This is a genomic window from Sphingopyxis fribergensis (genome assembly GCF_000803645.1).
GTDB classification, from domain to species: Bacteria; Pseudomonadota; Alphaproteobacteria; order Sphingomonadales; family Sphingomonadaceae; genus Sphingopyxis; species Sphingopyxis fribergensis.
This window is the reverse complement of sequence record NZ_CP009122.1, coordinates 1,643,602-1,664,315: the sequence shown is the minus strand read 5'-3', so window position 1 is coordinate 1,664,315 and position 20,714 is coordinate 1,643,602. Positions and strand designations below refer to the sequence as shown.

Annotated in this window: 18 protein-coding genes; 9 read left to right on the top strand and 9 right to left on the bottom strand. The window is 62.2% G+C overall.

The features are described 5' to 3' along the window. Positions 1 to 77: 77 nt before the first annotated feature. The 5 genes from SKP52_RS07825 to SKP52_RS07805 form a co-directional block, all read right to left on the bottom strand. Positions 78 to 2,435 carry a TonB-dependent receptor gene (locus tag SKP52_RS07825; RefSeq protein WP_039573620.1) on the bottom strand — a complete coding sequence of 786 codons (2,358 nt, stop codon included), beginning with the start codon at positions 2,433 to 2,435 and terminating at the stop codon, positions 78 to 80. After that, positions 2,432 to 3,388 (bottom strand): FecR family protein, encoded by a 957-nt coding sequence (locus SKP52_RS07820; RefSeq protein ID WP_052207957.1) that lies wholly within the window; start codon positions 3,386 to 3,388, stop codon positions 2,432 to 2,434. The genes SKP52_RS07825 and SKP52_RS07820 overlap by 4 nt, the downstream gene beginning before the upstream one ends. Further along, complete coding sequence (locus SKP52_RS07815) at positions 3,381 to 3,878, bottom strand: RNA polymerase sigma factor (RefSeq protein WP_039573618.1); 498 nt, start codon at positions 3,876 to 3,878, stop codon at positions 3,381 to 3,383. The genes SKP52_RS07820 and SKP52_RS07815 overlap by 8 nt, the downstream gene beginning before the upstream one ends. Positions 3,879 to 4,211: 333 nt before the next feature. Beyond that, positions 4,212 to 5,057, bottom strand: a complete 846-nt coding sequence (locus SKP52_RS24535; protein WP_052207955.1) for a hypothetical protein — start codon at positions 5,055 to 5,057, stop codon at positions 4,212 to 4,214. 387 nt (positions 5,058 to 5,444) lie between these two features. Beyond that, complete coding sequence (locus tag SKP52_RS07805) at positions 5,445 to 6,080, bottom strand: TetR/AcrR family transcriptional regulator (RefSeq protein ID WP_039580243.1); 636 nt, start codon at positions 6,078 to 6,080, stop codon at positions 5,445 to 5,447. A gap of 88 nt (positions 6,081 to 6,168) precedes the next feature. Between SKP52_RS07805 and SKP52_RS07800 the strand changes: the two genes are divergently transcribed. From SKP52_RS07800 to SKP52_RS24530, 4 genes are read left to right on the top strand one after another with little or no spacing between them, the layout of a single operon-like run. After that, on the top strand, positions 6,169 to 7,200 hold the full coding sequence (locus tag SKP52_RS07800) for an HlyD family secretion protein (RefSeq protein WP_039573615.1): 1,032 nt from the start codon (positions 6,169 to 6,171) through the stop codon (positions 7,198 to 7,200). Continuing rightward, the gene (locus tag SKP52_RS07795; RefSeq protein WP_039573612.1) at positions 7,197 to 8,804 is read left to right on the top strand and encodes an MFS transporter; all 1,608 of its coding nucleotides are present in this window, start codon (positions 7,197 to 7,199) and stop codon (positions 8,802 to 8,804) included. Before SKP52_RS07800 ends, SKP52_RS07795 begins: the two co-directional genes overlap by 4 nt. Then, positions 8,801 to 10,255 (top strand): efflux transporter outer membrane subunit, encoded by a 1,455-nt coding sequence (locus SKP52_RS07790; protein ID WP_039573610.1) that lies wholly within the window; start codon positions 8,801 to 8,803, stop codon positions 10,253 to 10,255. The genes SKP52_RS07795 and SKP52_RS07790 overlap by 4 nt, the downstream gene beginning before the upstream one ends. A 22-nt stretch (positions 10,256 to 10,277) precedes the next feature. Then, positions 10,278 to 10,880 carry a TetR/AcrR family transcriptional regulator gene (locus tag SKP52_RS24530; protein WP_228383860.1) on the top strand — a complete coding sequence of 201 codons (603 nt, stop codon included), beginning with the start codon at positions 10,278 to 10,280 and terminating at the stop codon, positions 10,878 to 10,880. A 235-nt stretch (positions 10,881 to 11,115) separates the two neighbouring features. On the opposite strand, the gene SKP52_RS07780 is transcribed toward SKP52_RS24530, so the two are convergent. Beyond that, entirely contained in the window at positions 11,116 to 11,538 is a 423-nt protein-coding gene (locus tag SKP52_RS07780; protein ID WP_039573608.1) for an Rrf2 family transcriptional regulator, read from the bottom strand. Between the two features lie 639 nt (positions 11,539 to 12,177). Here SKP52_RS07780 and SKP52_RS07775 point away from each other — a divergent pair. From SKP52_RS07775 to SKP52_RS27450, 5 genes are read left to right on the top strand one after another with little or no spacing between them, the layout of a single operon-like run. Further along, positions 12,178 to 12,567, top strand: coding sequence for a group III truncated hemoglobin (locus tag SKP52_RS07775; RefSeq protein WP_052208893.1), 390 nt, complete (start codon positions 12,178 to 12,180; stop codon positions 12,565 to 12,567). A 25-nt stretch (positions 12,568 to 12,592) separates the two neighbouring features. Beyond that, a complete protein-coding gene (gene hmpA / locus SKP52_RS07770; RefSeq protein ID WP_039573604.1) occupies positions 12,593 to 13,807 on the top strand; it encodes an NO-inducible flavohemoprotein in 1,215 nt (404 codons plus the stop codon). 18 nt (positions 13,808 to 13,825) lie between these two features. Further along, complete coding sequence (locus SKP52_RS07765) at positions 13,826 to 14,293, top strand: group III truncated hemoglobin (protein WP_039573603.1); 468 nt, start codon at positions 13,826 to 13,828, stop codon at positions 14,291 to 14,293. Then, positions 14,286 to 14,708 carry a hypothetical protein gene (locus tag SKP52_RS07760; RefSeq protein WP_039573600.1) on the top strand — a complete coding sequence of 141 codons (423 nt, stop codon included), beginning with the start codon at positions 14,286 to 14,288 and terminating at the stop codon, positions 14,706 to 14,708. Before SKP52_RS07765 ends, SKP52_RS07760 begins: the two co-directional genes overlap by 8 nt. Positions 14,709 to 14,710: 2 nt before the next feature. Further along, positions 14,711 to 15,052 (top strand): DUF1971 domain-containing protein, encoded by a 342-nt coding sequence (locus SKP52_RS27450; protein ID WP_081997254.1) that lies wholly within the window; start codon positions 14,711 to 14,713, stop codon positions 15,050 to 15,052. Here the strand turns inward: SKP52_RS27450 and SKP52_RS26635 are convergent. The 3 genes from SKP52_RS26635 to SKP52_RS07745 all read right to left on the bottom strand — a co-directional run bounded on the left by SKP52_RS26635 (position 15,044) and on the right by SKP52_RS07745 (position 20,685). Continuing rightward, entirely contained in the window at positions 15,044 to 15,241 is a 198-nt protein-coding gene (locus tag SKP52_RS26635; RefSeq protein ID WP_162483406.1) for a hypothetical protein, read from the bottom strand. The genes SKP52_RS27450 and SKP52_RS26635 overlap by 9 nt on opposite strands. Positions 15,242 to 15,515: 274 nt before the next feature. Then, positions 15,516 to 18,143, bottom strand: coding sequence for a TonB-dependent receptor (locus SKP52_RS07750; RefSeq protein ID WP_039573596.1), 2,628 nt, complete (start codon positions 18,141 to 18,143; stop codon positions 15,516 to 15,518). 22 nt (positions 18,144 to 18,165) lie between these two features. Continuing rightward, positions 18,166 to 20,685 (bottom strand): glycoside hydrolase family 3 protein, encoded by a 2,520-nt coding sequence (locus SKP52_RS07745; RefSeq protein WP_081997253.1) that lies wholly within the window; start codon positions 20,683 to 20,685, stop codon positions 18,166 to 18,168. Between the last annotated feature and the right edge of the window lie 29 nt (positions 20,686 to 20,714).

The window sequence follows — 20,714 nt, the reverse complement described above, 5'->3', positions numbered from 1 at the left end:
GATCGAGCCCGATGATGACAGAACGATGTCGCTTTAGGGACACCTTACGCCGCGCGGGAAAAAATCCTGGGGTTCGATCAAAAAGCGGCGTCGAAGCCGACGCGGATCGTGCGCGGTCGTTGCGGCGACGCCTGCGGGTGATAAATGCGGTAAGGCGTGCCGAGCGCAAAACGATTGGCGCTGCTATCCGTCAGGTTGGTGATTTGAAGGCTGAGCCCGTGCCGGGCGTCCGCGATGCGCAGGAGGATACGGTCATCGACATAATCGCCCTGCGCCGCATCGAGCAGCGGGCCGCTCCCGATGCGCGATCCGCCGAAATATCGGATATCCGCAACCAGATTGGCGCGAAGACCGTTGGACAGCGCCCATTCGCGGGCGATGCTGCCCTGAAGACCCATATTCGGAACATTCGGCAGGCGCCCGCCTTTTAGCGCGATCGTCCCGATATCGGATCGGGTCAGGCGGCTGCGGCTCAGAAAGAGCCCGCCGCGCACATTCCACCCGGCGGCAGGACGCCAATCCGCACTTGCCTCGATCGCGGCGATGTCGCCGTCGCCGATATTCAGCGTCATCAGATCGCCCGATTGCGAGACGACTTGAGCCAATATGCCCTCCCAAGTCGCATAAGATGCCGCTGCACGGATCTCCACCTTGCCTCCCGGCAGGGTCAGGCGCTGGCCGATCTCCCAAGATCGCAACCGGTCGCCGCGATGGATTTCGGGTTGCAGACCGGTCACGCCGACACCGCCCGGCCGAAAGCCCTCCTGATATCGTGCGAACAGCAGCAGATGTTTCGACGGACGCAGCGATAACGCAAGACTGGGAAGTCCCCGCAGATCGCGGCGATCCAACTCGACCACGACCGGCCGGCCATTTCCCGGCAGCGCGCTCAGACTTTCCTTTGCCCAAGCGACGCCTTGCAGCCGCACCTGACTGATGCGCAAACCCGCCGTAGCGATCAACCGGGGGGCGAGACGGAAGCTGCCTTCGCCAAAAAGCGTCCATTCGCGCGATTTATTGACCGCTCGCTGCCGCAATTCTGCAAGGCTGAGACCCGCGCCATTTGCGCGGTGGCTCAAGCTGGTGGAGTCGAAGAGGCTGAGGCCGGCGACCCAGCCGACGCCATCGTCCGCCTGCCGCGAAAGGCGCGTCTCGCCACCGATCATTCTGGAGCGATCGCGTTCGGTCACGGCAAAGGGCGGTGCGGTCGCGCCATTATCGTATCGCTGGACCATCGAACGGCTCACTGCGGCAAAACTCGAAACCAGTTGGATGCCGCCCAGATCGCGTGAGACAGCAGCACTCGCCTGACGAAAATGGGCGTCATAGTCCTCGCGCGCCCGGCTTGACCGGGTCAGTCCGGGGCCATCACGATCGGTCCATTGGCTGTCGTCTGCGCGGATCGACTGCACGACCCCGCCAAGATCGACCGTCCAGCCCGCCGACACAACCCGCAGCGCAGCGCGTCCGCCACGGACCGAGACGCCGTTTATGTTGGAAATTCCGAGCAGCGGATTGTCGATATACCCCCCCTCCCGAACTGCGTAGCCCACGACGCGCACCGCTGCCTTTCCGTCGACCAGCGGAAGATTGAGCGTCGCTGCCGCGTCACCGCCCGGATCGCCGTGCGCGAGATGCGTAAAGCCGGCGCTGGCGCGCGCCTCGGTGCGATCAAGCGCCGGTCGATTGGTCATGATGCGGATCAACCCGCCGAGCGCGCCCGCACCATAAAGGGTTCCCTGCGGCCCTTCGAGCACCTCGACCGACGCGACATCATAAAGACGAAGGTCCGGGTCGGGACCATTATGATTGATCCGGGCGTGGTCGAGATATTGGGCGGTGGTCGCCTCGCCGGGGCCGGCGAAGGTCGAATCGATGATGCCCCGCACGAACAGTTGATTGCGGCCCGGTCCCAGATGCGTCGATCCCACGCCCGGCAAACCACCCGCGATAGCTTCACTGTCAGGAACCGTGCCGGCGGCTCCCAGATTGGTGCCAGACAGGATCGCGACGGTCGCCGGGCAATCGGCCAGCGGCGCGTCGCGCTTCGATGCGGTGACGACGATCTCGATCGGCGGGGTCATGGCGACGGGATTTTCCGTACGCTTCGGCCGCGCGGCGAAGAACGGCACTGCAACGGCGCGCGGTCGCCGCACGACATGGAACAGCCCGTTACGCCCGCTCCGCCAGGTCGCCGGCGTACCGCGCAACAGCTTGTCGAGTGCGGCTTCCGCACTCATTGTTCCGCGAATGGGGGGCGTCGCAATGCGGTGCAGCGCCGGGTCGTCGACGCCGACGTCGATGCGCGCCTGCCGCGACAGCGTGGCGACGGCTTTGCCGAGGGGGCCCGCTGGCACGTCGATCTGCGCCGCATCGTCGGCGGCCCGCGCGGCAACAGGCGCCGCCAGCAACAGCATAGCGGCGCCGACCCTCATTCCAGACCCGAAGCGGGCGCCTCCAATATCCAGCCCTTGCCCTTCGCGCGAATACGCAATCCCATCAGGCTTGCCGCACGGCGTACCGTCTCGGCGTCGCGTTTCCCAAGTGCGAAGCCGCCACTGAACGGACGCCGCGCGACGGCCGGGTCGGCCGACACATCCAGTCCGGTGGCGCGCGAAAGGTCGGCAGCGACCGCTGCGACGTCGACGCTGCCATAAGCCAACCGCCCATCGGCCCAGGCCGCAACATCGGCGGGCTCGATCTCGCCCGCGACCAGCCTGCCATCGCGGCCTATCCGAAGCGTATCGCCCGCGGCGAGATCGCGGCTGATGCCGCCGCGACTATAACGGACCGCGCCTTCGGCCACGGCGACGCGAAGCTCGCCGCCTTGCCGCGTCACCGAAAAGACGGTGCCGAGGTCGGTCAGGGACGCCTCGCCCACTTCGACGATAAAGGGCCGGGTTTCGTCGTGCGCGATCGTAAAGCGCCCTTCGCCATCGGCGAGACGGGCCCGGCGCGGATTTTCCCGGTCGAGCTGGATTTTCGAGCCGCCGTTGAGCAATATCTCGCTTCCATCGCTCAGCGGGATACTGCGGGTTTGGCCGGGCGCCGTCTCGACGGAATAGGTGACCGTCGGCCCCGGCAGAAACAGCAAAAGAAGGAGCGATGCCGCTAGAGCGAGGACGCCGCCGCCCAGCCACATCGCTTTCGCTGTGCGCGCCGGCTGCGCCGCAGTCGGGACGATTGGCCGGTCCTGCAACAACGCGTCGGCCACATCCGCATCGTCCGCCGCGAGATCCCAGTAAATGTCGGCGGCTCGCGGATCCCCCGCCATCCATTGCTCGAACGCCTGCCAGTCGGTGGCGTCGCCTTCGCGTAGCCGGATAATCCAGCCGAGCGCTTCATCGCGCAAGGTTTCGAAGGTTTTTCTTGGCGCGGTCTCAGCCATCGTTATTCGCCTTCCGAAATTCCAGAAGCGCGGCATAGGCACGGCGCAAATGCTTTTCGACCGTACTGAGCCCCATATCGAGTTCGTCGGCGATCGTGCGTTGCGTCTGTCCGTGCAGGCGATGGCGGCGAAAGATGCTTGCCGCGGGTTCGCCAAGCAAATCGATCGCTTCGTGGATGGCGCGGACCTCATCGATTGCAAGCACGCGGCGCTCGCTGTCGGGCTGGACGCAGCGATCGGCACCGCCGCCGGACACGTCCGCCCATTGGGCGTCGCGGCGAACGGCGCTGCGTGACGCGCGGCGGCGGTCGATCATCAGATTATGCAGCATGCGATAGAGATAGGATAATGCTTCGGCAGGGACCGGCCGGTCTAACGACCGGATTCGTATCCAGGCATCCTGAAGCAGATCCTCCGCGTCCTCCGCTGCACCGATCCGTCGCAGAAAAGCAAGCAGGCGCGGACGTTCGTCGAGAAAAACCTTCTCCAACGAGTCTCCACGCTGATGGCCCTGCGCGATTGCTTCCGACAATTTTTCACGACTCTCCAGCAGCTTGCGTGGATGGGGTAGAGAGCACGTCCGTCGCTGTCCAGAATCTTGCTTTCACCCGATCGCACAATTTGGGCGGCGGCTAAGAGCTATTGACTGTTCGAATCGAGCGCCCAGAGATCGTCCGCCACGAACCGCCCGGCGCGCGGCCTTGGTACTGAATGGCGAAGGCTGGTCTGTTCGCTCATCGCCGCAGTAGACCGTCCAATGTCAGCTATTTCAGATTTACGACTTACAGCGGACGTCGCAAATCGGCCAAGGAATTGGTCATTGCTAGGGTGCCTCCCCGAAAGCCGCATCCAACGTCATGCCGAACGACGATCTGATCTCATAACCCTTGACCAACCAGAATGCGGAAAACACAAAAATTCCGCAAATCTCGATGGTCAGCGTCCCATGGCCGCTTTGCTTAAACGAAATTGCGGCAGCGGCGGGGGTCACGAGCATCAGCGTTCCGAAGCATAGATATATGCGATGAAATGCTATTCTGCGCCCTGCGTCATGTGTAAGAAAAAGCGTATCGCGGGCGCGGAAAATGCAGACATACCCGATCATGACGAAAAAGATCGTTGCCGACACCCAATGGATCGTTCCCTTGATGGTCGTCGAGGCTCCAGCGACCGTCGGCCAGTCCGTCGGTATGAAAGCCACAAGGACAGCCGCGATGCCCGCGCAATTAAGGGCAATATCCTCCCGAAGGGAGTGGCCGCGATAAAAGAACAGAAAGGCGCCGATTGCGCAAAGCATACCCACGAACGCATCGCGCATCGTCCCGGCGCCATATTGGGTCGGAGCCGAAGGATTGAAATGATAATAGGCGCTGAGTGAGCCCTGGATATGGTCGAGTCCGCCCCCCACCAGCATGACGATCGGGAATGCCAGTGCAAGGACCCCTATTCCATTGCGCAGAATTTCATAACTCAGCGCAATGCTTAACGGGTCCGTCGGCCGAGCGACCATCTGCTTCGTCGCGGGCTTGAGCAGATCGACTACACGCGCCGCAATGAAAAAGCCATCGGCACGGCGCGCGGCTGTCGGCGTATTATCAGTTGATCCTCGACCCTGCTTGCAAGCCGCCTGATCGTTAAGGCCCGGAACGGGCGATGCACTGGGTTGCATTTCTCAGTCCTTGCTGTCCTGCATCGCTGCGGCTCTCAGGAACCGCGATGAGAATGTGGTCGGCGTTCGCCGCGCACAACCAGCCCGTAATCCTCATTGAGGCGGACCTTTGTATTGCCGCCCCTGCACCTTGGTGTGATGCGAAGCGACAAGCCGCTGGTTTCGATTAGCGATGGCATATCATAGATGGTGCAGTCCGTTTGGCACCGGCCGGTGCTTGCTGCGACTTCCCCATTCAGAGCATTATCTCGGAAAAGTCGCTTCAGCGCCGTTGGCTTACGCGGCCGGCCAAGGCGCCTTGGATGCTCTCCTTATCGAGAGGCAGACGTGATGTGGATCGTTGAAAATAGGACAAACAACGCGGTGAACGGAAACACACGCAAACCTCTACGTGCGTGCGGGCTCGCCAAAACGCATGCCATTCAGAAAAAGTTCGACGACGGAAGCGACAAATTGGCGACGCTCGCGTGCATCGGGCGGTTCGCGGAGGCCCAGCATGACGTGAAGATGCATGTTGCCACGGATCATTCCGACGAAATGATCACCCGCCATGATGCAGTCATCGACGCGAATGTCGCCGCGAGCCTTCGCCGCTTCCAGTACATCGGCGAGCGTGGCGGCTGCGCGTCCCGGGCCAAGAGCGTAGAAGCGCCGGACGAGTTCGGGAAAGCGGGCGAATTCGGTAATCGCGATGCGGTAGACCCCCAGCAATGCGGGCGACATATAGATATCGATCAGCCGGTGGCCGAAGTCGAGCAGGATCTCCTCAAGACTTTGACCCGCCACATTGTCGATCGTAAGTGCCGACAAAGCGCGGCTGGCCTGTTCGGAAATGATCGCGGCGAACAGCCCCTCCTTGTTGCCGAACTCGCTGTAGATATTTCGCTTCGAACCGCCCGTTCGTTCGATGATGTCGTCGATGCGCGTTGCGGCGTATCCTTGTTCGAAAAAGATAGTGGCCGCGGCGCTCAGAAGCTCTTCGCGCCTGACTTTAAGGCGGCCCTCATTCGCCGTTTCGCTCACCTGCATATCCTTCCAAAGCCCGCCACCATTGACCGGTAATGTATATTACCGTATGGGTCAATGGTAACACATATTACCGGAGATTCTGATGGCCAGCGCGAGCAAAAAGAAAAAAATCGGCGTTCTCCTGTGTGTGACGGCCATAATCGTCGCGCTCGGCGCAGCGGTCTGGGGCGGCAGCGATGCTGCGGAAACCGACAACGCCTATGTACGCGCTGACGTCACCTCGATGGCTCCGAAAGTCGGCGGCTATGTCGTGGCGGTCGCGGTGAAGGATAATCAGGCGGTACGCGCGGGGGACATATTGTTCCGTATCGACGACCGCGATTATCGTGCGAAGCTCGCGCAGGCCGAAGCAAATGTGAAGGCAGCTGAAGCGCGACTTGCGAACAGCGGCGAGGATATCCGATTGCAGCATATCCTGATCCGTCAGGCAGCGGCGCAGCGCGGTGCGGCGGTCGCCGACCTGGGGCTGGCGCGCAAGACGAGTAATCGCCGCAACGAATTGATCGACGGCGGTGCGGTCAGTCAGGCGCAAGTCGACGAAAGCGAGACCGCGCGCGCGCGCGCCGAAGCCGGAGTCTCGGTTTCGACTGCTGCAATCGATGCCCAGCGGCAGCGCGTCGAGCTTCTCGGGACCCAGCGCGAAGCGGCCGTCGCGGCGCTCGCGCAGGCGGTCGCCGCGCGCGATCTCGCGCGTATCGATCTGGAAAATACCGTGGTGCGCGCGCCCGTTGCCGGCGTCGTCGGCAATCGGCAGGTTCGCGTCGGCCGGCTCGTCACGCCGGGCGCGTCGCTGCTCGACATTGTGCCGGTGGCAGATTTGTACGTCGTCGCGAACTTCAAGGAAACGCAGCTCGAACATATCCGCCCCGGGCAAGGCGCCCAGATCCGCGTCGACGGTTATCCCGACGTTGTGATCAAGGGTGTCGTCGACAGCCTCGCGCCCGGCAGCGGGTCGGCCTTTGCCTTGATTCCTGCCGACAATGCGACGGGCAATTTCGTCCGCGTTGTGCAGCGCGTCCCGGTCAAGATTCGGATTCAGCGCAACCCCCTTCCCGGACGGCTGGTCCCCGGCCTGTCGGCTCGGGTCGAAGTCGAGCGCGGCGCCCGGTCATGACCGCCGTCGCTGCTCCGGCGGCGGCGGCGCCTTCAAAGGGCGCAACCGGCTGGCTTCTCGTCACCGGCATCATACTCGCGAGCCTGACCGAAGCGCTCGCGGGCACATTGCTGTCGCTCGGCCGCGCCGACATCATCGGCGACACCTCTGTGACGCCCGACGAATTCGCGTGGCTCGATGTCGGATATACGGCGTTCAAGTTCATTGGCTTTGCGCTCGCGCCCTGGCTTCTGACGCGGATAGATCCGCGGCAATTGCTTTTGATCGCAACGCTGGTGATGGGCGCAGCGTGCACATGCGCCGCCGCGACGGCGCACCTTGATACATTGATCGTCCTGCGGATGGTTCAGGGGCTCGCCGGAGCGACTTTGCTGATCAGCGGGCAGGCGATCCTCTTCTGGAACTTTCCCGCCGCGCGGCAGCCGATCCTGCAGGCGATGTTTGCGATGGGCTCGGTCGTCGCCCCGGCAACTGCGGCACCTCTGCTTGAGGGATGGCTGGTCGACAACCATGACTGGACCTGGATTTTCTTCGCAATCCTGCCGCTTTCCCTGGGCGCTGCGGGGTTGCTGCTCATCGCCGATCCGACGCCCGCGCGACCCGCGCCGCCGCGCCGCCTCGACTGGGCGGGGTTGCTTGCGTTCGGAGCGGCACTTTTTTGCGCGACCTATGTGCTGACCCAGGGAAGCCGATGGGACTGGTTCGAGGCCAGCCGGATCGGCTGGATGACTGCAGCCGTTGCGGCTGGGCTCATATTACTCGCCGTTCGGCAATATCACGCGGGGGCTGCTCGATTATTCGACCTGTCGACCTTCAAGACCGACGATTTCGCGTTTGCCTTTTTCGTCAGTTTCGTCGCCGGCGCGGCGCTGTTCGGTAGCGGATATGTGATCACCGCTTTCGCGGTGTCGGTGCTCGGCTTGACCCCGACCGAGGCGGGCGAACTGCTCCTGCCCAGCGGCGCCTGTTTTCTCGCCACATTGATGCTCGCGGCCTGGTTGATCCAAGCGCGGGGACTGGCGCCGGTCGCAACGGTGCCGCTAGGCATCTTGTCGATCATGATCGCGATGTGGATGCTTTCGGGTTCGAACGGCCAGAGCGGGGCGGACGACATGCTGCCTGCCATCTTGCTCCGCGGCTTCGGCCTCGGCTTTCTTTTTCTGTCTATCACGCTGATCGCCTTTAGCAAATTGCCTGCCGCGAGCGTTGCCTTCGGCATCGCCATCTTCAACATCGGGCGTCAACTCGGCGGACTCATGGGCGTCGCTGCGCTCCAGACGTCGATCGACCATGGCCTTGTTCATAATCAGGCGATCCTCGGCGCGGCCATCACCGCTGGGTCGCCCGCGCTTGCCGAGCGGATCGCCGCGACGACCAATCTGCTCATATCGCGCGGGGTCGAGGCGGGCGCTGCGGCGAAGACCGCGACCGCGATGGTCGGCCGCGCTGTCGGTGGACAGGGAACGATCATAGCTTTCGATACCGCTTTCAATCTCGTCGCTTTGCTCTTCGTCTTTGGCGCGCCGTGCATCGTCGCGTTCAAAATCTTTCTCACCAAGGCGCATGGCAAGCAGAAATCCGTTCCAGCAGAGGCCGTACCATGAGACAGACGTCGCACACCAAAGTCATTTTGACGGCGCTTCTTGCGGCCGGTCTTGCGGGCTGCACCACCGTCGGCCCGGACTATCAGCGACCCGAAGTCGCGGTTGGCCAAGAATGGGTCGGCACAGTCAGCAGCGAAGATGTCGATGGCACCTGGTGGCGGAAATTCAACGATCCGCTGCTCACGGAACTCGTCGAGGCGGCGATTGCGGGTAACAAGGATATCGACGAAGCAAGCGCCCGGCTGCGCGAGGCGCGTGCCAACCGCGACGCCGTCCATGGCCGCGAACTGCCGCAAGTCGGCATTTCGGCAACCGCGACCGAAAACCAGCTCAGCGAAAATGGCCAGCTGCCGATTGGCAAAGTCCCCGGCCTCGGTCGCAATCTGTCGATCTATGACGTCGGTTTCGATTCTTCTTGGGAAATCGATCTGTGGGGTAGCACACGCCGCGCAATCGAAAGCAGCGAGGCCCGCGCGCAAGCGGCCGAGGAAGCGCGGCGTGGCGCCGTCATTCAGGTGATCGCCGAAGTTGTTCGCTCATATGTCGACCTGCGCACTGCGCAAACGCTGCGTGCCAATGCGATCCTTGATGCCGGCGCGCAGGGTGACATCGCGCGATTGGTCGTCGACCGGCTGCGCGTCGGCGCCGCGTCCCGCGCCGAATATCTTCGCGCCGAAACGCAGGCCCGGTCGACGGCGGCCGTGATTCCGGCTTATGAAAGCGATGAGGCTGCCGCTGCGTTTCGTCTCGCGCTACTCGTCGGGCAGCCGCCCGAGGCGCTATATGCGCGGCTTCGTCAGGTCGCACCGATGCCCGAAGCGAACTTTGCCGTTACCGCAGGTCTGCGCTCCGACCTCCTTCGCCGTCGGCCGGACATCCGCGTCGCCGAACGCGACCTTGCCGCGGCGACCGCCGATGTCGGTGTAGCAACGGCCGAACTCTTCCCGCGCTTCTCGCTGATTGGCGGCATCGGGCTGCAGGCGCAGGAGCCGGGGGATCTGGTTTCGAGCAGCAGCTTGCGCTTTCAGGTCGGCCCGTCGCTCCGCTGGCCGATCTTTTCGGGCGGCCGCATCCGCGCGCAGATCCGCGCCGCTGATGCGCGGTCCGACGCCGCGACCGCGCGCTACGAACGCGCAGTCCTCAACGCGCTCGTCGACAGCGAGACGAGCATCAACCGCTATGCCTCGGCGGGCTTCGTCGGCGTCGAACGCGCCGCGGCGCGCGCCGCTGCGGCCGAGGCGGTGGAGCTTGCCCGGCGACGTTACAAAGCGGGCGAAGAGGATCTGACGGCCTTGTTGCAGGCGCAGATTGCGTTCAGCGCCGCCGATCGCCTGCATGTGCAGGCACAAGCCGCGCGATTGCAGCAACTGGCCGCGCTTTACAAGGCGCTCGGCGGCGGCTGGGAGGCCGTCGAGAGTGCGGAGTCATCTGATGCCCATCCGGTCAGTTGAAGCCGTTGAGGCGCACCGCGTTATGCAACGCGACAAAATACTCGCAGCGGCGCGCAAGCAATTCTTTGATTTCGGTTACTTCAACACGACCATGTCGGGCATTGCCGCTGATGTGGGTGGGTCGAAGAGCGTTATCTGGAGCCATTTCAAGTCGAAAGAAGAATTGTTCTCAGCTGTCATCGATCGGGAGACACTGGGATATCACGACCGCGTAATCGCCATTCTGAAAGAAGATGAGAAGCCGTTCGAAGTCCTTCATCGGTTTGCCGAGGCGATCATCGAGCGAATGATAAGCAGTGAGACGCTCATTTTGAGGCGGTTGGTCGGATCAGTGCTCGGGCATGTTTCCGTCGGCGATATGGTTTACCAACGGTTGGTACGCGATATGGAGAGCGCGCTGACGGCATTCTACGCACGTCAAAAATCGGTTGGGGTGGTTCGGCTTGGTTGTCCCTCGCAAGCTGCGTCGCTTACCATCGCTCTGTGTGCGGGATCCGACCAGTCACATATGCTATGGACAAATCAGTCAATTGACGCAGCCGTGGTCCAGGAGCGGTCCGAACGAGTAATCCATGTTTTGAGAACATTGTATGGCGTGTCGGATGGCACTCGCTCGGGCGATTGATCTACAGCCATTCACGACGAGGCCAACGGAATCGGCGGATCGCGGTCAACGAGCAGACCTATTATGGCAGGCGTAAGGGATATCCTATCCGCATAAGCTCTATCGCGATCGACGTACCGACCTTGGCTGCGCCCTGAGAGAGCCTTGCCAAAGCATCCTGCATCAGGGCGATGTCGGGGATCAGCTCCGCCTCGGCCGGATTGGCAGCCGACCAGTCGTAGACTGCGCGCGAATGTTATTTCACGGGATGAAGCAGATAGGAAAAGTCGCCCTTTCGCGCGAGAACGTCGGCGAGCGAATAGCGGTCGAGCGTCGCGAGAAAAGCCGAAAGAGCTTCGTCGAGGATACTCGTGAGGCCGCATGCGGGCGCAATGATGCACGCCCCGCAACCCGCGAGTTCGAAATCATCCTCAGTATGCCGCACCACCGTACCAACATTGATCTCGGAGGCGGGTCGAGCTAGCCTGATCCCGCCATACCGTCCACGTACGCTTTCCAGATACCCCGCGTTGACCAGGTCATTCACGACTTTCATCAGATGGTTGTTGGAGACGGCATAAGCGCTTGAGACTTCGGCGATCGAGCACAATCGGTCGGGCCGCTGAGCAAGATAGAGCAGCACGCGCATGGCATAGTCGGTGTATCGTGTCAGACGCATAGCGGGCATATCCTAACCATGCATGTAGCTTACATCAAATTTGATGACCGACAAATCCCGCGATCAGCCATGATAGCCAGACCATTGAACCGCTTCAGCGGGCAATCTCCGCGAGTCAGGACGACGGGCATTCAGAACCCCCCGACACGACTGGGGGCATAGGGTCATTGGCTGCAATCGGAACCGACGGCTGCGCGCGAAATCGCGCTATCCGCGTGTGCATTGCGCGGATAGCGCTCAAAGGAAAAGATGCGCCGCACGCGCTGTCCTGCCCAGTGCCGGTCATTAGCCCCTATCACGAGCCAAGTTGTCGCCGCCCTTTTGGCTGAGCAAGGCTCGCGGCTCGGCAAGCACCGCACGGTCGGTCCCACGGCGATAGTTTGTGACCATCCTGGGCAACGAGTAGCGCGCGCACAAGCGGCGGCGGCGAATGCTCGGGGAAAGCAGCCATGCGATAGACCAAGTCAGCCGCGATCGTCGCCCCGCGATCCATTCATGCTGAGATGGGAGCACAAGCTGCTTCCGGATGGCCGATCCATAACGCGCCATTCACGGCGAAAATAAATGATGTATCGATATTGCATGTTTCAATCGCCTCTTATAGATGCACCGATAATACATGTTAATGGAGTCGCTAAGATGACAGAGCCGACCTTGGTGGACGAAGATTTGAAACATCTCGTGACGCTATTTTACACGAGGGTGCGGGCGGACCCTCAGCTTGGGCCGGTTTTCAACGACGTCATATCAGACTGGCCCGAGCATCTCGACCGTATCACCGATTTCTGGTCTTCGGTCGTTTTCGCAAGCGGACGATACAAGGGCAACCCCCTTGCCATGCACATGCTGCACGCGGACCGCATCACACCCCCCTTGTTCGATCGCTGGCTGCTCCTCTGGGCTGATACGACCGATGCTCTGCTCCCGCGCGAGGCCGCCGCCGCCGTACAGGCGAGGGCATCCCGGATCGCGGAAACGCTCCGTGCCGTTATCTGCCCCCCCCCCCCGCTCCGAACTGATCAAACCTAACTGAATATTCAACCAGGGAGTTACCATGACCCAACCTCTTTCCCCGCGCACGATTGCTTTAGTCAAAGCCACCGTACCGGCGCTCGCCGACCACGGCACTGCGATCACCGCCGCCATGTACCGGCGCCTTTTCAAAGACGAACAAATCCGCGCATTATTTAATCACAGTAATCAGGGTGAAGGCGGGTCGCAGGTCCATGCACTTGCCGCAGCAATTCTTGCCTATGCGCAGAATATCGACAATCTCGACCAGCTAGGACCAACGATCGAACGCATCGCGCACAAGCATGTCGGCTATCATATCCTCCCCGAACATTATCCTTCCGTCGCGACCGCGCTTCTCGGCGCGATTGGCGAGGTCCTCGGCGATGTCGCATCGGAGGAAATATTGACGGCGTGGGGTGAAGCTTATTGGTTTCTTGCCGACGTTCTCAAGGCTCGCGAAACCACAATCCGCGAGCAGATTACGGCCGCCTCAGGCGGTTGGACGGGATGGCGCCCCTTCACCGTCGTCGAAAAGAGGCGGGAGAGCCAACTTATCACTTCCTTCGTCCTTCGCCCGGCCGACGGTCTGCCGGTTCTTCGCCATCAGCCCGGTCAATATCTGACGTTCCGTCTCGACGTGCCCGGCGGGCCGCCGGTCAAGCGCAATTATTCGATTTCTTGCGCGCCGAACGACGAAGCGTACCGCATTTCGGTGAAGCGCGAAGCCGAGGGCGCTGGCGGGTCGCGTTTTCTTCACGACCAGGTCAGTGTCGGCGATACGCTCGAGGCAACGCCCCCCTCTGGCGACTTCGTCCTGAACGCCCCGACGGGCCGCCCAGTAATCCTGCTCTCGGGCGGGGTCGGCCTAACCCCGATGGTGAGCATTGCCGAAACGATTGCGGCCAATCACCCGGACGTCGAAACTCATTATGTCCATGGCACGCTCAATAGCGCGACCCACGCCATGGGATCACATCTGCGCGGGCTGGCCGAACGCCATGGCGCGATGTCGGTCTCCACCTTTTACGACCAGCCCGCCGCAGGCGACGCCATCGGCAAGACGCACGATGTTACGGGGCTGATCTCGGTCGACTGGTTGCGCGCTAACGCTCCGTTAAACGAAGCGGACATCTATCTGTGCGGCCCCAAGCCATTCCTGAAGGCACTCGTGACCGGGCTCCATATCGCGGGGGTGTCGCCGGAGCGGATCCACTACGAATTTTTCGGTCCGACCGACGAGTTGGTCGCGGCCTGATGCCGTCGGCTGAACCTCGTGCACAGCTCGCATCCTCATAGTCTCGCCGCCCGCGAACGGCGGCAAAGCGATGCCGCCGCGATGGGCATCGACGAGGCGTTCATCGCCGCGCTGGTCGATCGCTTCTACGCCTCGATCCGCGACGATGCCGAGCTGGGGCCGATCTTCGCCGCGCGTGTCAACGAATGGCCGAAGCATCTCGCTCAGATGAACCGCTTCTGGCAGTCGATCCTGCTCAGCGCAGGAAACTTCAGCGGCAACCCGATGATGAAGCATCTGGCGATTCCCGGGCTGGACCAGCATCATTTCGATCGATGGCTGCGGCTTTTCTACGCCGCGCTGCGCGACCTCGCGCCGACGCCCGCCGCGATCGACCATATCGGCGCGAAAGCGCGGATGATCGCCGAAAGCCTGCTCAGCGGCATCTGGATTCACCGCGACCGCGACGCGGCTTTGGCAAAGAAAGTGGAGCTTCCCCATGTTTGATGAAATGCGTCAGGATATATACGAACAGCCCGCGTACCGACCGAATGACCCGTATGAGACGAGCGGGATACAGGTCGGCTTCCAGTTGCCGCGCGCGATCTGGCGGACGATGTTCGCCTGTTACGGCATCTTCTTCGTCGGCATCTTGGCGGCGACGGGGCGCGATACGGCGACCATCTTCATGCTCATTGTCTCGATGCTCTATACGCTCATGTACTTCTTCACTGCGGGCATCCTGCACGCCCAGAAAGGTCCCGAACATGCGTCCCCCCTCGATCGCAGCGACGGCGTGCTTCAGACTTGGACCGGACCGATGGACCGCCACACGGTTGCGGCACAGATTCTCGCGGTTCCGGCCGGTTTCGCGTTCCTCGGCGTCACCTTCTTTGTGATCCGTGCGACGACGGGTTTCTAACGATGACGCAAGTGCTAATTGTCGAGCGGGATCCCGGCTTACCGGACGGCGCCCGCTCCCATCGACATATCGGTCCGTTCGATGGGGACGACATTCCTGCCGGGCTGTTGCGCCGTCACGACCTCAAATGCGATGTATGGGGAATATTATCCGTCGATATCGGTTCAATCCGCTTTTGCTGGGATGACGAACGCGGCGGTAGCTTCCGCGTTACGGAGGGTTTCTCTGTCCTTATTCCACCCTTGGTACCACACCATCTGGAGCGCGAAGGGCCCGTGACGATTAGGATCGAATTCTGTTCCGATACATCTCCCCGGGAATGCTTAGGGACGTCGTTAACCTAATATCGAACCGAGTAGCTGAGGAAGATCAAATGGGTGAACAGGGTCGACGAGGATATCGGCGACATTCTGTACGTCGCGGACTTCGCACGCGCCTTTGAGCACCTCGATCAGCGGATTGTAGCGCGCCGAGCGGACGTCGGTCGGGTCGAAATAGAGGCAGTGCGAAACCACCCTGCGGACAGCTGCCAATTCTCGCCCTATGCGGCGCATAGGCCACCACCGAAAGATGTCCCACCGCAGACAAACTGGCAGCTCTGCGGGACGGAGTCACGGGGAGCGGGAGCCATCCGCCTCATCCGCTTTAGAGGGCGAAACGGAAGAAGCGGTCGTTTTCGACGGTGCCTTGACGAGGCGACCGCTCGTCATGATCACCATCAAGAGCGAACTTCACGCGGCCGCCGGCGCACATTCCATTACAGCCGTCCGCGCCATTTCACGGCCCGGACGGCTGCCCCCTTTTTTGCTAGAAGTTCACGCGAACGCGAAGACCATAGCTGCGCGCGTCATTGAGGAAGCGGATATTGAGCGACGATCCGACAAGTGCCTTTTGCGAGACTTCTTCATTGAGAAAGTTGCTCGCCCAAGCTTCGAGGCGAAAATTGTCGATCGTATAGCCGATGCCGAGGTTGAGCGTTGCATAGCCTTTCTGCCGGTCCGGGAAGCCCGCAGCTAACGCACTCTGGCGCGTCCCGTCGAGAAAGACGATATCATCTTCGTTGAACTGGCTGAGGAAGTAGGATGAGCGGTAGTTCAGCAGCACCTGCCAATCGAGACGACCTGGACCCGCGTCGAACCATTGCGACAGCCGTGCGCTGATATTCATTTTAGACGCGAGCGGCAGGCGATTTCCGACGAGACTGATCAGCGGCGAATTTCCGCCTGCGCCAAAGTCCTGCGCGCGCGCGTCGGCGACAGTGCCGCGGGTGACTTTGGTGTCGAGATAGGCGGCATTGATATCCAGTCCGAAATTACCCGGCAGCTTGAACCGCATTTCGGCCTCGGCACCAAAGATCCGCGAAGCGCCGATGTTGCGGTTGACGAGCGAATAGCCGTTGCAGACCGGCGGCGTCTGGGTGCTGTCGAGATTGATGCAGGTAAGGTCCTGGAAGACCTGGTTCGAATAGTCGTAATAGAAGCCGGTCAGGTTGACGACCGCCCGGCGTCCGAAGAAATCGAAGCTGTTGCGTGTGCCGACTTCGTAGACGAGCAGCTTTTCGGGGCTGAAGGTCTCGGGGATCGGTGAGCCGTTGAAGCTGTCGTTGAAGCCGCCCGACTTGTGACCCGTCGAAACCTTTGCGTAGAGCATATTGTTGTCGCTGAGGTCATATTCTAGGCCGAACCGCCAATCGATGAAATTGAACTTCGAGCTGCCGCTCTGCTGACCGGGAATGGTCAGGTTAGCATAGCTGAAGCCGCCGTTGGTGTTCGACGGATTGAGCGCCGGGCAGTTGACGAAGCCATTGTCGATATCGGGCCGGTCGATACAGGTGCCGTTCGGATTGGTGCCGTTGGCGATCGCGCCGATCTGGTCGATCAGCGTGTCGCGAAGGCCCGGCGTCTTGATCCCTTCGATCAGGAACTGCGCCATGCCCTGCGGCGTCGTGATATTCGAAACATCGAAGTTGGGCCGGTCGAGCAGCGCGGGCCGGAAGCCCTCGGTCCCGACGCGGGTCGCGAAGCAGCAATCGAAATTCTCTCCTCCGAGCGTGAGCGCCCAGTTGCCGCCAATACCGTAGCGCGATTTCTTTTCCTCGGTGTAGCGGATGCCGGCGAGGAAGCGGAGGCGATCGGCGACATCATAGGTGCCGTCGGCGTAGAAGGCATAGCTCTCGCCGTTGACATCGGGCATCGTAAATTCGGTCGCCGAGTAGCAGCAGTAGCCGCGGTCGGCGAGCGCGAGATAACCGACGGCCTGGTCTTCGTTGAAATAGAAGGCACCGAGGTTCCAGCGCAGGCGTTGGTCGTCGTTCGCGAACAGGCGGGCCTCATAGATCTGGCTCTTCGATTTAGTCTGCCAGAAATTGCCCGAATAATTGTCGTACTGGACCGCCGAGAGGTCGCGGCCGGGGTAGTCGATCCCGTCGCTCGAGGCGTTGACCTGATAGAAATCGACCGAGCGATAGCTGCCCGTCAGTTCGGCGCCAAAGCTTCCGAAATCATAGTTGATCTTGCCCTGGACGCCCCAGAGCTCATTCTCCATGTCACCTTGCAGCCCGCGGTAGACGACATGCTTGAGATTGAGCTTGTCGGGACGCAGACCGCTTCCAACGACAGCGCTGAAGATATTGGCACCCGGATAGCCGGTGCCCGTTTCCTTGCCATAGTCTCCGACGATCGAGATACTGAGCCGGTCGCTCGGTTCCCAGAGCAGGGACAGGCGTCCGGCGTAGTTTTCTTCGAGACCCGCGGGCTTGAGCTCGTTCGCCGGTGCGCCGGTCGAGACATTTTTGAAGCCATAGTCGCGGTTGACATAATAGCCCGCCGCGCGGAGCGCGAAGGTTTCGCCCAAGGGAATGTTGATCGCACCTTCCGCGCCATAGGAGGAGCGATTGGCGATTTCGGCCTGCGCATAGCCGCTGAACTCGCCGAGCCGCGGCTTTGCGGTGATGATATTGAGCGTACCCGCGAGCGCGTTGCGCCCATAAAGCGTTCCCTGCGGGCCCTTGTTCACCTCGACGCGGTCGAGGTCGTAGAACATCAGCCCGAGCCCGCGCGGGCGCGGGATATAAGTGCCGTTGAGATGCGGCGCGGCGCCTGGATCGCCAAGCTCGGTGTTGTTCGCCGAGCCGACGCCGCGGATGAAGATTTCGACATTGCCTTCCTGGTTGGCGATGCTGAGACCCGGCACTGCAACCTGAAGCTGGCGAAGCTCAGCGATGCCGTCCTGGCGCAACTGATCGGCGCCCAGCGCCTGCACGACGCCCGACACGTCCTGCGAATTTTCTGCGCGGCGGTTCGCGGTGACGATGATCTCGTCACGGTCGTCGCTCGCGCTATCCCCTGCTCCGGCTTCCTGCGCTTGCGCGGGCAGCGCCGCGGTCGTCGAAAGCAGCACCAGCAGCGCGGCACGCATCAATTTACCCCTGTTCATGTCATCCTCCCTACCATCAGTCTTATTTGCATTGCAGTGTCGGCCCCGACGGCGAGACGATTCGCGCCGAGGACAGGACAAGGTCGAGTGTTCCCGAAGTGGCGATGCTAAGCGGCGTTTCGACGCGCGTCATATCGACGCCGGCCTTCTCGAAGCAGCGCAGCGGTATCGCGAACCGCGTCCATTTGGCGGTCTTCGCGGCCTCGGCCAGCATCGCCCGCAAGGGGAAGCCGGCTGCGCACTGTGAGCCGCAACCCATGATGAGGCTTACGTCGGCCGAGGGCGGCGTATCGACCCGGAGCTCGAGTTCGAGCGCGAGATCGCCGTTCGACTGGCGCGACAGGTCGGCGGGCGCGTCCTCGACGATCGCTGCCACGGCAGGCCCCGCACCGGTCCAGCGAAGCCGCACCGAATCCTCCTGCGCGGCGCGATCGGCGCCCCGCGCCTCGACAAGCGCGGGCCCGGGATTGGTGGAAAGCGCACCGGGTGCTCCGAGCATCAGGCGGCGTCCGCTTCCCGGTTTCCCGGCGACGAAAAGCAGACCGGGATCGGCCGCGGCCGCGCTGGCGCGAGTTTCAGGCAGAAGGGCGAGGTCGCCTTTATCGGCGAAGGTCAGGCCGAAGCCATAGGCAAAGAGCGGATCGTAATTCTCGTCGCCGACATTGACTGCGGCCTGGTCGCTCGCTTTCGGCCAACTATAGGGTAGCTTGCCCCGAAAATCGGCCTTTCCGAAAAGCATGTCGGCGATGCCGCCGCCTTCAGAGCCTGGCAGCCAGGCCGCGACGAAGGCGTCTGAGGCATTGAGGAAGGGATTGACCCACATTGCGCGTCCCGAAAGGAACACCGAGACCGTGGGGACGCCCGCCGCCTTGAGCGAGCGCAGCAGAGCCAGATTTTTCGCATCGTCATAGCCGACGTCGGGCCGGTCGCCCTGGAATTCGGCGTAGGGATCCTCGCCGAATATCACGATCGCAACGTCGGGCTTCCGACTGTAGCGGCCTTCGACCGAGAGAGTGGCCGATCCGCCCGCAGCTTTCACCTCGGCGTCGATACCTTCCCATATTGACTGCGCATTGGGAAAATCGCTTCGCTTTGTTCCGGTCCCCTGCCAATTGAGTGTCCAGCCGCCCGTCTGCTTGGTGAGACTGTCGGCGCCGTCGCCCGCGACAAGAATGTTGGCACCGGGTTTCAGCGGCAGCAGGCTCCCAGTATTCTTCAGGAGTACGAGAGACTCGCGGACCGCCTCACGCGCCAGCGCGCGATGGTCCGGGCCGCCGAGCAGCTCGAAGCGTCCGCCAAAGGGCCGCGACGACGGCTTGCCGGTCTCGAAGAGTCCGGCGCGAAGCTTGACGCGCAGGATCCGGCGCACCGCGTCGTCGAGCCGCGCGACCGGCAGGCTTCCGTCGCGCGCATGCGCGAGCGTGGTACGGTACAATTCCTTCCAGCTGTCGGGCGCCATATACATGTCGAGCCCGGCGACGGCCGACCCGGTGCAGTCGGTCGCGGAGCAGCCTGCGACCTGCCCATGGCCGTTCCAGTCGCCAACGAGAAACCCGTCGAAATTCCAACGCTCCTTCATGACCCCCGTCAGCAGCGAACGGTTGCCGTGCATCTTGACGCCGTTCCAGCTGGAAAAGCTTACCATCACCGATTGGACGCCGGCATCGAGCGCCGGAAGATAGGGTGGGCTGAAGAGATCGCGCAACTGCGCCTCGGGCATTTGCGCTTCGCCCTGATCCTTGCCGCCGTATGTGCCGCCGTCTCCGAGGAAATGTTTCGCGGTGGCGATGATGTGCGGGCCGCGCAGCCAGTCCTTGTCGCCCATCTTGCCCTGCAGGCCCTCGATCAAGGGCGCGGCATAGCTTGTCGCGATCTCCGGCGTTTCGCCGAACCCCTCGTAGGTCCGTCCCCAGCGGTCATCGCGCACGACCGCAAGCGTCGGAGCGAAGGTCCAGTCGAGCCCCGTGACGCGCATCTCGATAGCGGTGGCGGCGCCAATACGGCGGACAAGATCGGGATTGCGCGCGGCACCGAGGCCGATGTTGTGCGGGAAGAGCGTGGCGCCGACGACATTGTTGTGACCGTGAACGGCGTCGCTGCCCCAGATCACCGGAATGCGCGGCAGCTTGCCGTTCGACTTCATCGACGCGGCATAAAAGGCGTCGGCGGCGGTGAGCCAATCCCTTGCCGGTGCATTGTAGCGCGCGCCCGGATCGGAATTGCCGCCATTGAGCACCGAGCCGAGATGATAGCGATAGACATCCTCGGGCGTGACGCTGCCGATATCGGCCTGGATGATCTGGCCGACCTTCTGCTCGAGCGACATGGCCGCGACCAGATCGTCGATGCGTCCCTCGATCGCCGGATCGAGCGCGAGCGTCGCAGCACGCGCCGGCCAGTTGTCTGGATTTGCCTCGGCGCTCGCGGCGGCGCCAGCGATCGGAGCCGGCTGGGCAGCGGCGATCGTAATAAAGGAGGCCGAAGCCAACGTCGCGAGCGACGTGACCCCGAGCGCCATGACAGCCCCGCGCGGCAAATTCATCCCCTCTCCCCCTATTTTATGTCAACGTT

What these genes read in the sequence shown, in the direction of transcription:
- SKP52_RS07825 (WP_039573620.1), bottom strand. Translation starts at nt 2,435, where the DNA reads ATGAGGGTCGGCGCCGCTATGCTGTTGCTGGCGGCGCCTGTTGCCGCG.
- SKP52_RS07820 (WP_052207957.1), bottom strand. Translation starts at nt 3,388, where the DNA reads ATGGCTGAGACCGCGCCAAGAAAAACCTTCGAAACCTTGCGCGATGAA.
- SKP52_RS24535 (WP_052207955.1), bottom strand. Translation starts at nt 5,057, where the DNA reads ATGCAACCCAGTGCATCGCCCGTTCCGGGCCTTAACGATCAGGCGGCT.
- SKP52_RS07800 (WP_039573615.1), top strand. Translation starts at nt 6,169, where the DNA reads ATGGCCAGCGCGAGCAAAAAGAAAAAAATCGGCGTTCTCCTGTGTGTG.
- SKP52_RS07795 (WP_039573612.1), top strand. Translation starts at nt 7,197, where the DNA reads ATGACCGCCGTCGCTGCTCCGGCGGCGGCGGCGCCTTCAAAGGGCGCA.
- SKP52_RS07790 (WP_039573610.1), top strand. Translation starts at nt 8,801, where the DNA reads ATGAGACAGACGTCGCACACCAAAGTCATTTTGACGGCGCTTCTTGCG.
- SKP52_RS24530 (WP_228383860.1), top strand. Translation starts at nt 10,278, where the DNA reads ATGCAACGCGACAAAATACTCGCAGCGGCGCGCAAGCAATTCTTTGAT.
- SKP52_RS07780 (WP_039573608.1), bottom strand. Translation starts at nt 11,538, where the DNA reads ATGCGTCTGACACGATACACCGACTATGCCATGCGCGTGCTGCTCTAT.
- SKP52_RS07775 (WP_052208893.1), top strand. Translation starts at nt 12,178, where the DNA reads ATGACAGAGCCGACCTTGGTGGACGAAGATTTGAAACATCTCGTGACG.
- hmpA (WP_039573604.1), top strand. Translation starts at nt 12,593, where the DNA reads ATGACCCAACCTCTTTCCCCGCGCACGATTGCTTTAGTCAAAGCCACC.
- SKP52_RS07760 (WP_039573600.1), top strand. Translation starts at nt 14,286, where the DNA reads ATGTTTGATGAAATGCGTCAGGATATATACGAACAGCCCGCGTACCGA.
- SKP52_RS27450 (WP_081997254.1), top strand. Translation starts at nt 14,711, where the DNA reads ATGACGCAAGTGCTAATTGTCGAGCGGGATCCCGGCTTACCGGACGGC.
- SKP52_RS07750 (WP_039573596.1), bottom strand. Translation starts at nt 18,143, where the DNA reads ATGAACAGGGGTAAATTGATGCGTGCCGCGCTGCTGGTGCTGCTTTCG.
- SKP52_RS07745 (WP_081997253.1), bottom strand. Translation starts at nt 20,685, where the DNA reads ATGAATTTGCCGCGCGGGGCTGTCATGGCGCTCGGGGTCACGTCGCTC.